General features: G+C 73.3%; 8 protein-coding genes and 1 riboswitch. All 8 genes read right to left on the bottom strand.

The window, feature by feature from the left end; translation table 11 throughout:
• Window positions 1-5: 5 nt before the first annotated feature.
• The 8 genes from cobI to ACIOMQ_RS18990 all read right to left on the bottom strand — a co-directional run bounded on the left by cobI (window position 6) and on the right by ACIOMQ_RS18990 (window position 11,693).
• Window positions 6-752, bottom strand: a complete 747-nt coding sequence (gene cobI, locus ACIOMQ_RS19025; protein ID WP_362205995.1) for a precorrin-2 C(20)-methyltransferase — start codon at window positions 750-752, stop codon at window positions 6-8.
• On the bottom strand, window positions 749-2,110 hold the full coding sequence (locus ACIOMQ_RS19020; protein ID WP_362205992.1) for a cobyrinate a,c-diamide synthase: 1,362 nt from the start codon (window positions 2,108-2,110) through the stop codon (window positions 749-751). Before ACIOMQ_RS19020 ends, cobI begins: the two co-directional genes overlap by 4 nt.
• Window positions 2,111-2,120: 10 nt before the next feature.
• Window positions 2,121-2,720, bottom strand: coding sequence for a cob(I)yrinic acid a,c-diamide adenosyltransferase (cobO, locus tag ACIOMQ_RS19015; protein ID WP_362205989.1), 600 nt, complete (start codon window positions 2,718-2,720; stop codon window positions 2,121-2,123).
• A complete protein-coding gene (locus tag ACIOMQ_RS19010; protein ID WP_402189610.1) occupies window positions 2,720-4,729 on the bottom strand; it encodes a putative cobaltochelatase in 2,010 nt (669 codons plus the stop codon). Before ACIOMQ_RS19010 ends, cobO begins: the two co-directional genes overlap by 1 nt.
• A gap of 100 nt (window positions 4,730-4,829) precedes the next feature.
• Window positions 4,830-8,480 carry a cobaltochelatase subunit CobN gene (gene cobN, locus ACIOMQ_RS19005; protein WP_402189788.1) on the bottom strand — a complete coding sequence of 1,217 codons (3,651 nt, stop codon included), beginning with the start codon at window positions 8,478-8,480 and terminating at the stop codon, window positions 4,830-4,832.
• Window positions 8,481-8,488: 8 nt separating this feature from the next.
• Window positions 8,489-10,006 (bottom strand): cobyric acid synthase, encoded by a 1,518-nt coding sequence (locus tag ACIOMQ_RS19000; protein WP_389801690.1) that lies wholly within the window; start codon window positions 10,004-10,006, stop codon window positions 8,489-8,491.
• On the bottom strand, window positions 10,003-11,016 hold the full coding sequence (locus ACIOMQ_RS18995; RefSeq protein ID WP_401264425.1) for a cobalamin biosynthesis protein: 1,014 nt from the start codon (window positions 11,014-11,016) through the stop codon (window positions 10,003-10,005). The genes ACIOMQ_RS19000 and ACIOMQ_RS18995 overlap by 4 nt, the downstream gene beginning before the upstream one ends.
• Before the next feature lie 144 nt (window positions 11,017-11,160).
• Window positions 11,161-11,291: riboswitch (cobalamin riboswitch) on the bottom strand.
• Window positions 11,292-11,462: 171 nt separating this feature from the next.
• Window positions 11,463-11,693, bottom strand: coding sequence for a hypothetical protein (locus ACIOMQ_RS18990; RefSeq protein WP_362205977.1), 231 nt, complete (start codon window positions 11,691-11,693; stop codon window positions 11,463-11,465).
• Window positions 11,694-11,799 lie beyond the last annotated feature (106 nt).

Below are 11,799 nucleotides of genomic sequence, written 5' to 3'. Positions count from 1 at the left end.
GCACCTCACAATTTCCCGCCCCGCCCGCCGTCGCGCGGCGCGGGCGCGATCAGCGTCGACAGATACGGCAACGGTCCCTCGGCGAGCTCCGCCGCCGGCCGGATCGACTCCTCGGGCAGTCCGAGCGCGGAACCCCAGACCGCGTCCTCGGTACGCCCCGTCTCCCGCAGCGCCGCGGCCACCTCCGCCGCCAGCCGGCCGAACTTGTACGCGACGACCGTCCCGGGACCTTCGAGGGCCTCCTTCAGCGCCGCGGCCCCCGCCGTCACCGGCACCAGCGTCAGCGGCTCCGTGCCCTCCGTCAGCACCGCACCGCTGCGGGCGGCCAGATCCTGCATGGCCGTGATCCCGGGCACGGTCTCCACGGCCGTCCCCGGCAGCAGCTCGCCTATCGTCTGCGCGAGATAGGTGAACGTCGAGTACACATTGGGGTCGCCGATCGTCGCGAACGCCACCGAACCATGGGTACGCAGCAACGCGGCGACCCGCTCGCCCGCCGCGTCCCACGCCGCCTCCCGGCGTGCCCGGTCCGTCCGCTCATTGAGCGCGAACACCACCCGCACGACCTTGTCGGCCGCCACGTAGTGCAGCACGGTCGCCTCCGCCCGCCCCCGCTCACCGGTGTCCATCACCGGCACGACGACGACCGCGGCATCGCGCAGCGCGTTCACGCCCTTGACGGTCACCAGCTCCGGGTCACCGGGGCCCACGCCGACGCCGACCAGCCTGCTCGTACCGTGACCGTGGTTCATCCCTTGCACCTCTCAACGAATCGGCGGACCATACCGGGCGCCGAAGCCCCATGCGTATGCAGATAACTCGCGTGCACGCCCCGCTGCACGAACCCCTCCACGCGCCGCTCCGGCTGATGCAGGCCCCACGCCGGTGCGGCCCCGGCGCCCGGCTCCAGCACGGTCCGGTGGAACTCGTGCCCGCGCACCCGCGTCCCGGGCGCCGCCAGCACACTGTCGGAGACCGCCACGGCCTCCCGGTAGCCCAGTGTCAGCCGTTCGGACATCCGTGCCTCGGCGCCGAGGACCCCGCACATCGGCAGCCCGTCGAGCGAACGCGCCAGATACAGCAGCCCCGCACACTCGGCGGCCACCGGAGCCCCCGAGGCCGCCAGCTCCGCAACGGCCTTGCGCAACGGCTCGTTGGCGGACAACTCGGGGGCGTACACCTCGGGAAACCCGCCCCCGACGACCAGCCCGCGCGTGCCCTCGGGCAGCGCCTCGTCCCGCAACGGATCGAACGGCACGACCTCGGCCCCGGCGGCGGCGAGCAGCTCGGTGTGCTCGGCGTAGGAGAACGTGAACGCGGCCCCGGCCGCGACGGCGACCCGTTGGAGCCGGGGAGCGGCCCCGTCCCGGGCGCCGCCCACCGCCTCCACCGCGTCCCACACCGCGCCCGGCACCGCGGGCGCCGACCGCGCCAACGCCATGAGCGCGTCCAGGTCGCATCCCGCCCGCACCCGGTCCGCCATCGCCGCGACAGCGTCCACCGCGTCGCCCCGCCGCTCGGCCACCGGCACCAGGCCCAGATGCCGTGACGGCACGGCCACCCGCTCCGTCCGCCGCAGCACCCCCAGCACCGGCACACCCGACTCGTCCAGCGCCTCCCGCAGCAGCGCCTCGTGCCGCTGCGAGCCGACCTTGTTCAGGATCACCCCGCCGATCCGCACCTGGGGATCCCACGAGGCGAACCCGTGCACCAGCGCGGCCACGGACCGCGACTGCGACGACGCGTCGACGACCAGCACCACAGGCGCCCGCAGCAACTTCGCGATCTGGGCGGTCGACGCCAGCTCACCGTGGCCCGCCGCCCCGTCGTACAGCCCCATCACACCCTCGACGACCGCCAGATCGCAGCCGAGCGCACCGTGCGCGAACAGCGGAGCGACCAGCTCCGGACCGCACATGTACGCGTCGAGATTGCGGCCCGGCCGCCCCGTGGCCAGCGTGTGGTACCCCGGATCGATGTAGTCGGGCCCGACCTTGTGCGCGGACACGGCGAGACCCCGCCCCGCGAAGGCCGCCATCAGCCCCGTGGCCACGGTGGTCTTGCCGCTCCCCGACGAGGGCGCGGCGATCACCAGACGCGGAACGTTCACCGCGGGCCCCTCACCATTCGATGCCCCGCTGACCCTTCTGACCGGCGTCCATCGGGTGCTTGACCTTCGACATGTCGGTCACCAGATCGGCGGCCTCCACCAGCTCCGCGGGCGCGTTGCGCCCGGTGATGACCACATGCTGCGTACCGGGACGGTTCCGCAGCACCTCGATCACCTCGTCGGTGTCGACCCAGCCCCAGTGCATCGGGTACGCGAACTCGTCGAGGACGTACAGCCGGTACGTCTCGGCGGCCAGGTCGCGCTTGACCTGCTCCCAGCCCTCGCGCGCCGCCTCCTCGTTGTTCAGCTGCTTGTCGCGCTGCACCCACGACCAGCCCTCGCCCATCTTGTGCCAGGCGACGGAGCCCCCCTCGCCGCTCGCCCCGAGGACCTTCAGCGCGTTCTCCTCGCCGACCTTCCACTTCGCCGACTTGACGAACTGGAAGACGCCGATCGGCCACCCCTGATTCCAGGCGCGCAGCGCGAGCCCGAAGGCCGCCGTCGACTTCCCCTTCCCGATGCCGGTGTGCACCACCAGCAGCGGACGGTTGCGGCGCTGACGGGTGGTGAGCCCGTCGTCCGGCACGGTGGTCGGCTGTCCCTGCGGCATTACGCGGCCCTCCTGCTGGTCGACTGAACATCCTTGACGAGCCCGGCGATCGAGTCCGCCCGCAGCTCGTCGAGCGTCACGGCGGTGCCGCCGAGATCACGTGCGAGGGCGCCCGCGAGCCCGAGCCGTACGGGCCCCGACTCGCAGTCCACGACGACGGACGCGATGCCCTCCGCCTCGTGCAGCCGCGCCGCCCGCGACGCCAGCGCCACCGGCTCGGGCCCCCCGGTCGCCCGCCCGTCGGTCACCACGACCAGCAACGGCCGCCGCGACGGATCACGCAGCCGCTCCACCCGCAGCACCTCATGGGCCTTCAACAGCCCGGCCGCGACAGGCGTACGCCCGCCGGTCGGCAGCGCCTCCAGCCGGGCCGCCGCCGCGTCCACCGACGACGTCGGCGGCAGCACCACCTCGGCGTCCTTGCCCCGGAAGGTGACCAGCCCGACCTTGTCCCGCCGCTGGTAGGCGTCCAGCAGCAGCGAAAGGACCGCCCCCTTCACGGCACTCATCCGCTGCCGGGCGGCCATCGATCCGGAGGCGTCCACGACGAACAGCACGAGGTTCCCCTCGCGCCCCTCCCGGGTCGCCTGCCGCAGATCGTCCCGCCGGACCACCAGCCCCCGTCCCGACCGCCCCCGCGCCCGCTGATGGGGGGCGGCGGCCTGCACGGTCGCCGCCAGATGCAGCTTGGTCAGGGCGCCCCGCGGACGCCGCGCACCGGTCGTACGCCCGTGCTCGGTGCGCGCCCGGGACCGCCGCCCCGCCGCGCCCTCGCCCAGGCCGGGCACGCTCAGCGTCCTCGTACGGAACGGCTCGGCAGCACGTACGGGCTGCTGCTCACCGCCCCCGGAGGACTGCTGCCCCGGCCCCTGCTCGGGCACGGACCGCGCGGGCGTGTCACCGGCCTCGCCCTCGGGCTGCGGCGGCGTGCCGGGCCCGTCGCCCTGCGGGGGCCGGCCGCCGCCACCGGGGCCGTCCGGGTCCGGGTCGTCGTCCTCGCCGCTGTTCTGCTCCAGCGTGTCGTCGAGCTTGTCCTCGTCCAGGCCCGGCGCGTCGAAGGGGTTGCGCCGACGCCGGTGGGGGAGCGCGAGCAGGGCGGCCTGCCGTACGTCCTCGGCAAGCACATCCGTACGCCCCGCCCAGGCGGCCAGCGCGGTCGCCGTCCGCGCCATCACGATGTCCGCGCGCATCCCGTCGACCTCGAAGGCCGCGCAGGTGGCCGCGATCTGCCGCAACGCCCCGTCCCCGAGGCGCACTTCGGGAAGCAGCGCACGCGCGGCGACGATCCTCGCCCGCAACGCGCCTTCCTCGGCGGCCCACTCGGCGGCGAAACCGGCGGGATCGTCGTCGTACGCGAGGCGCCTGCGCACGACCTCGACCCGCTGGTCGGTCTCGCGGGACGCGGCGACCTCGACGGTCAGCCCGAACCGGTCCAGAAGCTGGGGCCGCAGCTCCCCCTCTTCGGGGTTCATGGTCCCGACCAGCAGGAAACGCGCCGCGTGCCGTACGGAGACGCCTTCGCGCTCCACGTACGAAGCACCCATGGCGGCCGCGTCCAGCAGCAGGTCCACGAGGTGGTCGTGGAGCAGGTTGACCTCGTCGACGTACAGGATGCCGCGATGGGCGTCGGCGAGCAGCCCGGGTTCGAAGGCCTTCACGCCCTCGGCGAGCGCCCGCTCGATGTCGAGCGCCCCGACGAGCCGGTCCTCGGACGCGCCGACCGGAAGCTCCACCATGCGCGCATCCCGCGACACGCCGGCCCCGGCCTCGTGGGGGCCGTCGGGACACGCCGGATCGGGCGACGCCGGGTCGCACGAGAACCGGCACCCGGCGACGACGGGAACCTCCGGCAGGAGCGCGGCGAGCGCCCGCACGGCGGTGGACTTCGCGGTGCCCTTCTCGCCGCGCACCAGCACACCGCCGACGGCGGGCGAGACGGCGTTCAGCAGCAGCCCGAGCCGGAGATCGTCCTGCCCGACGACGGCGGTGAAGGGGTACGGCGTACTCACGGTGCCTCCATGGGTGAACGGTGTGATGTCGGCCCCTGCGGCGTTCGCGGAGCGGGGTTCCGGGGGCGGATCCCCCGGTCGGCGGGTGCGCGCAGCCCGCTCACCCGTCCCCCTCCAGATCGCCTTCGAGCTCCAGATACGTGGCCCGCAACCGCTCCAGCGTCTCCGCGTCCGGCTCCGCCCACAGCCCCCGCTCGGCCGCCTCCAGCAGCCGCTCCGAAATCCCGCGCAGCGCCCAGGGGTTGGACTTCTGCATGAACTCCCGGTTCTCCGGGTCGAAGACGTACTCCGCCGACAACTTCTCGTACATCCAGTCGTCGACGACACCCGCCGTCGCGTCGTACCCGAACAGGTAGTCCACGGTCGCGGCCATCTCGAAAGCGCCCTTGTACCCGTGCCGCCGCATCGCCGCCATCCACCGCGGGTTCACCACCCGCGCCCGGAACACCCGGTGCGTCTCCTCGCCCAGCGTCCGCGTCTTCACCTGGTCCGGCGTGGCGCTGTCGCCGACGTACGCCTCGGGCGACTCGCCGGTCAGATGCCGCACCATGGCGACCATGCCGCCGTGGTACTGGAAGTAGTCGTCCGCGTCCACCAGGTCGTGCTCGCGCGTGTCGACGTTCTTCGCCGCCACTGCGATCCGCCGGAACGCGGTCTCCATGTCGCCGCGCGCCGCCCGCCCGTCGAGCCCGCGCCCGTACGCGTAACCGCCCCAGACCGCGTACACCTCGGCCAGATCCGCGTCCGACCGCCAGTTCCGGGCGTCGATCAGCGGCAGCAGCCCCGCCCCGTACGCCCCCGGCTTGGACCCGAAGATGCGTGCCGTGGCCCGCCGCCGGTCGCCGTGGTCCGCCGTGTCCTCATCGGCGTGCGCCCGCACGTAGTTGGCGTCGGCCGGCTCGTCCAGCTCCGCCACCGTCCGTACCGCGTCGTCGATCAGCCCCACCACATGCGGGAACGCGTCGCGGAAGAATCCGGAGATCCGTACGGTCACATCGATGCGCGGCCGGCCCAGCTCGCCCACCGGTACGACCTCGAAGCCGGTCACCCGGCGCGATGCGTCGTCCCACACCGGCCGGCAGCCGAGCAGGGCCAGGATCTCCGCGATGTCGTCACCCTGTGTGCGCATGGCCGAGGTGCCCCACACGGTCAGACCGACCGACTTCGGATAGTCGCCCGTGTCCGCGAGGTACCGGGCGATCAGGGAGTCCGCGAGCGACTGCCCGACCTCCCACGACAGCCGGGACGGAATCGCCTTCGGGTCGACCGAGTAGAAGTTGCGGCCGGTCGGCAGCACATTGACGAGCCCGCGCGTGGGCGAGCCCGAGGGGCCGGCCGGTACGAAGCCGCCGTCCAGCGCCCGGAGGATGTGGTCGATCTCGTCCGTCGTCCGGGCCAGCCGCGGCACGACCTCCTCGCACGCGAAGCCCAACACGGCTACGGCGGCCGGGAGTTCGAAGCCCAGGACGTCCCGCACCAGTCCCGCAGCGGCCGCGAGGTCCCAGCCGCGCTCCTCCATGCCCTCCGCGAGCCGGCGGCACAGCCGCTCCAGCAGGTCGATCGCGTCCGCACCGGTGCGCGCCGGGCCGTCGACCAGTCCGGTCAGCTCGGCCGGCACCTTCACCGCGGCGCCCGGCTCGGCCAGCAACTCCTTCTCGCTGAGCCCGAAGTGCTCGGCGACCGACGCCCGCAGCCCCGGCAGCGCGTTCGCCGTTCCGCCCCACACCTGGGAGGCGCGCAGCACGGCCAGCACCAGGTTGACCCGTGCCTCGTCGACGGGGCCGCCGCCGAGGATGTGCAGGCCGTCCCGGATCTGGACGTCCTTGATCTCGCAGAGGTAGCCGTCGATGTGCATGACGAACGAGTCGAAGTCGTCCTCGCCCGGCTGTTCGTCGACATGGAGGTCGTGGTGCAGCTCGGCGGCCTTCACCAGCGTCCAGATCTGGGCCCGGACCGCCGGGGCCTTCGTCGGGTCGAGATCGCTGACCAGCGCGTACTCGTCGAGCAGCTGCTCCAGCTTGGCCAGGTCGCCATAGGTGTCGGCACGTGCCATCGGCGGCACCAGATGGTCCACCACCGTGGCGTGCCCACGCCGCTTGGCCTGGGTGCCCTCGCCCGGGTCGTTGACGATGAACGGGTAGATCAGCGGCAGTTCGCCGAGGACGGCGTCGGGGCCGCACCCGGCGGACAGGCCGAGGCCCTTGCCCGGCAGCCACTCCATCGTGCCGTGCTTGCCCATGTGGACGACGGCGTCGGCGCCGAACGAGTTCTCCAGCCAGCGGTATGTCGCCATGTAGTGGTGCGACGGCGGCATGTCCGGGTCGTGGTAGATCGCGATCGGGTTCTCGCCGAAGCCGCGCGGCGGCTGGATCAGCACCACCACATTCCCGAACTGCAGCGAGGCGAGGACGATCTCGTCCCCGTCCACGTACAGCGAGCCCGGCGGCTCGCCCCAGTGCTCCAGCATCGAGTCGCGCAGCTCCGGCTCCAGCGTGTCGAACCAGGCCCGGTAGTCGGCGAGCGGGACGCGCGCGGGGGCGGCCGCGAGCTGCTCCTCGGTCAGCCACTCGACGTCGTGGCCACCGGCGTTGATGAGGCGGTGGATCAGCTCGTCGCCGTTGTCGGGGTGCCCGTCGACCCCGTAGCCGGCGTCGCGCAGGGCGTCCAGGACCCGTACCGCGGACGCGGGCGTGTCCAGGCCGACGGCGTTGCCGACGCGGGAGTGCTTGGTCGGGTAGGCGGTGAAGACGAGGGCGAGCTTCTTCTCGGCGTTCGCCTTGTGCTTGAGGACGGCGTGGCGCACCGCGATTCCGGCGACGCGCGCGGCGCGCTCGGGGTCGGCGCGGTACACCGGCACGTCGTCCGGGCCCTGCTCCTTGAAGGAGAACGGGACGGTGATCAGCCGGCCGTCGAACTCCGGGATCGCGACCTGCATCGCGGCGTCCATGGGGGAGAGGGCGGCGTCCGACGCCTCCCACGCGGCGCGCGACGAGGTCAGGCACAGGCCCTGGAGCACGGGGACGTCCAGATCGGCCAGCGCGCCGATGTCCCAGGCCTCGTCGTCGCCCCCGGCGGAGGCGTCCGACGCGCGGGTGCCGCCCGCCGCGAGGACCGTGGCGACCAGGGTGTCCGCCCTGCCGAGCAGCTCGTAGAGACCGGCGTCCGCGCCGCGCAGCGAACCGCAGTACACCGGCAGGGCGTTGGCACCGCGGGCCTCGACCGCGTCGCAGAGGACGTCCACGAACGAGGTGTTCCCGGACAGCTGGTGCGCCCGGTAGAAGAGCACCCCGACGGTCGGGCGGCCCTCGACGGACGCACGGTCGCCGTGCAGGCCCCACTCGGGCATCTTCTGCGGCTCGGCGAAGCCGTGGCCGGTCAGCAGGACGGTGTCGGAGAGGAAGCGGGCCAGCTCCACGAGGTTTCCGGGGCCGCCCTCCACGAGGTAGCGCAGCGCCTCGGCGACCACACCGGCCGGTACGGACGACTCGGCCATCAGCTCCGCGTCCGGGACGGCCTCGCCGCCCAGCAGCACGGTCGGGACGCCGGACGCCTTGAGGACGGCCAGCCCGTCCTCCCAGGCGCGCTTGCCGCCGAGGAGACGGACGACGGCGACGGAGGAGCCCTCGATCAGCGCGGGGAGTTCCTCGTGGGCGTCGATGCGGGTGGGGTTGCCGATGCGGTACGGCGCGCCGGAGGCGCGGGCGGCGAGGAGGTCCGTGTCGGCGGTCGACAACAACAGCACGGTGCTCATAGGGGCGTTCATGCGCGTGCTCCAGGTGCTCCGGGGGCGATGAAGGGAAGTTCTGCCGGCGCGCCCGACTCGATGAGCCGCAGCAGCGCGTCGGTGTCCGCGTGTTCTTCGATGAGGTCGCCGAGGCGGTCGAGCTGTTCCTCGCGCAGCGCGGCGAAGCAGGTGTCGGGGGCGGGGACGAAGCGACGGCCGGCGGTCCGCGCGATCTCGGTCAGGAAGCGGCGGCGGAACGCGTCGCTCTCCAGCGAACCGTGCCAGTGGGTGCCCCACACGGCACCGGCCCGGCATCCGTCGAGGAACGCCTCCCCGCCGCGTACGTCGGCGACGCCGTGGTGGATCTCGTACCCCTCGACAGGGGCGCCGAGCGCCTCGCCGACGGGGCGGGCGAGGGTCTTCTCGCGGTCGAAGCGGACGCGTACGGGCAGCAGGCCGAGGCCGTCGACGTGCCCGGCTCCCGACTCGACCTCGTCCTCGATGTGTTCGCCGAGGATCTGGAAGCCGCCGCAGATCCCGAGGACCGGCCGGTCCTCGGCGGCGCGCCGCACCAGGGCGTCGGCGAGGCCGCGCTCGCGCAGCCAGGACAGCGCCTTCACGGTGCCGCGGGTGCCCGGCACGATGACGAGGTCCGCGTCGGCCAGCTCCTCGGCGCGGTCCACGAACCGGACGACGACGCCCGGTTCGGCGGCCAGCGCGTCCACATCGGTGAAGTTCGACATCAGGGGCACGGCGCACACCGCGACCCGCAGCACCTCGTCGCCGTACGGCGGCGCGACGACCGATTCGCGTACGGCTCCGCGCAGCGAGACCCGCAGCCCGTCCTCCTCGTCGATGCCGAGGCCGTGGGCGAAGGGCAGCACCCCGTACGTCTGCCGTCCGGTGATCCCGCGCAGCATCTCCAGGCCCGGCTCCAGCAGGGACACGTCGCCCCGGAACTTGTTGACGAGGTACCCCGCGATCAGCGACTGGTCCTCGGCGTCGAGCAGCGCCGTCGTACCGAAGAACGAGGCGAAGACGCCGCCGCGGTCGATGTCGCCGACGACCACCACGGGAAAGCGCGCCGCCCGGGCGATGCCCATGTTCACGATGTCCGTGCGCCGCAGATTGATCTCGGCCGGACTGCCCGCCCCCTCGCAGATCACCGCGTCGTACGTGCCCCGAAGCTGCTCCAGGCAGTCCACGACCGTGGAGAGCAGCGCTTCCTGCCGGCCCCCGTGGTAGCCGCGGGCGCTCATCTCGCCCACCGGCCTGCCCATCAGGACGACCTGGCTGGAGCGGTCGCCGCCGGGCTTGAGCAGGACCGGGTTCATCAGTGCGGTCGGCTCCACCCGGGCGGCCTGCGCCTGCATGGCCTGGGCGCGGCCGATCTCGGCGCCCTCGCGGGTGACGAACGAGTTCAGCGACATGTTCTGCGCCTTGAAGGGCGCCACCTTCACGCCCCGGCGCACGAGCCAGCGGCAGATGCCCGCGGTGACGACGCTCTTGCCCGCGTCCGAGGTGGTTCCGGCGACCAGCAGCCCGCCGCTCATGTCCGTCTCCGTCCTGTGATGCGCGTTCCCGGCATACGGGTTCCCGCGGTCCGGTGTCCGGCGATCCGCCGTGCGGCGAGGCCCGCGCCCAGTCGTCCCGCCACGCACACGCCGAGGGCCAGCGCGCCCACCCGGCGCGACAGCCGTACCGCGCGTTCGATGTCCTCGGTCTCCACGGTCCGGCCCGTCTCCCCGTTGAGGACCGGACGGTGCTCGACCCGGCCGCCGTACGCGAGCGTCCCGCCGAGCCGTACGCCGAGCGCACCCGCGAACGAGGCTTCCACCGGGCCCGCGTTGGGGCTCGGGTGCTGGGCCGCGTCGGCCCGCCAGGCCCGTACCGCTGCACGTGGCCGCCCGCCCGCGGCCACGGCGAGCAGGGCCGTGAGCCGGGCACCCGGCCAGCCCGCGAGGTCGTCGAGCCGGGCCGAGGCCCAGCCGTAGCGGCGGTGGCGGGGCGACTTGTGGCCGACCATGGCGTCGAGGGTGTTGGCGGCCCGGAAGCCGACGAGGCCGGGCACCCCGGCCAGCGCACCCCACACCAGGGCGCCGACCACGGCGTCCGAGGTGTTCTCGGCCACGGACTCCACCACGGCACGGGCGATCTGCGGTCCGTCGAGGGAGTACGGGTCCCGCCCGCACAGATGCGGCAGCCGCTCGCGGGCACGCCCGATGTCATCGGCGGCCAGGGCGGCGCCGATGATCCGGGCCTCACGCCCCAGGGACGTACCGCCGACGACGGACCAGGTGGCTGCGGCGGTCAGCGCGACGGAGGCGGCGGGGCGGCTGCGTACGGCACGGGTGACCAGCGCGGCCCCACCCGCGGCGCCTCCGGCGCAGACGAGGGTGTGCAGCGCGCCCCACCCGCGGTGGTCGCGCCACAGCCGGCGCTCGACGCCCGCCGCGGCCCGTCCGAAGGCAGCGACGGGATGCCCCCTGCGGGGGTCACCGAGCAGCAGATCGCCGATCAGGCCGACTGTGGCGCCGTACGCGAAGATGCGGTCGGCACGCACGGCTCAACCGGCCGTCACGCCTCGGAGGAGCTTCGTACAGGTGGCTCTCGTCGAGAGCGCCACGGCATCGGACGCACGGCAGCCAGGCATGGCGATATGTCCTCACTCAGGGTCCGCGCCCTGGTTCGACGTGACCGGCGACGAGAGTCTCCTGGCTCCCGGATCCGCAGTTCCCCGGCCTTCCAGCCCGCTCGCGCGTGCCGTGACTTCCGGTGTGGGGGACTGCTCCCCGGTGACAGTGGCGGGACCGCGCCGGATTCGCACCGGCTTCCTCTGCTGTCGCCGTAATTGGCTCCGGCAGTCCACCACGCTGTGCAAACGCCCGTCAACTTGCCGTTGACCTGCGGCGGCGCAGTGTGCTGAGGCCCACACCGGGCCGGGGCACACCACAGCGGGCCGGACACACGAGGGGTGTCCGGCCCGACGGGGGACGAGCGGAGGAGTGCTCAGGCGACGATCAGATAGATCCCGTACGTGACCGCCGCCGCGCACAGCGCGAAGCAGACGTACGCGCCGGCGCGGGCCAGCAGCAGTGAGCCGCCGGAGCCGCCCTGCGCCGCCGGTTCGGGCTGCTTCGAGAGGCCGACGATGCCCAGGGTGAAGAGGCCCACCAGCGCGACGGTGACGACGAGGGAGACACCGAAGACGGAGCCGAGGGCTGCCCAGTCGATTTTCATGCTGAATCCTTAGAGGTCGTCTCATTTGGTGAGTCGGCGGTAGCAGATGAGGGTGCAGGCGATGCTGGTGAAGGCCAGGAAGTGTTCGGCCTTGCGTTCATAGCGG

This window comes from Streptomyces sp. NPDC087845 (assembly GCF_044742755.1).
Taxonomy (GTDB): Bacteria; Actinomycetota; Actinomycetes; order Streptomycetales; family Streptomycetaceae; genus Streptomyces.
The sequence above is the reverse complement of the archived record's forward strand: the minus strand, read 5'-3'. Positions and strand labels throughout refer to the sequence as shown.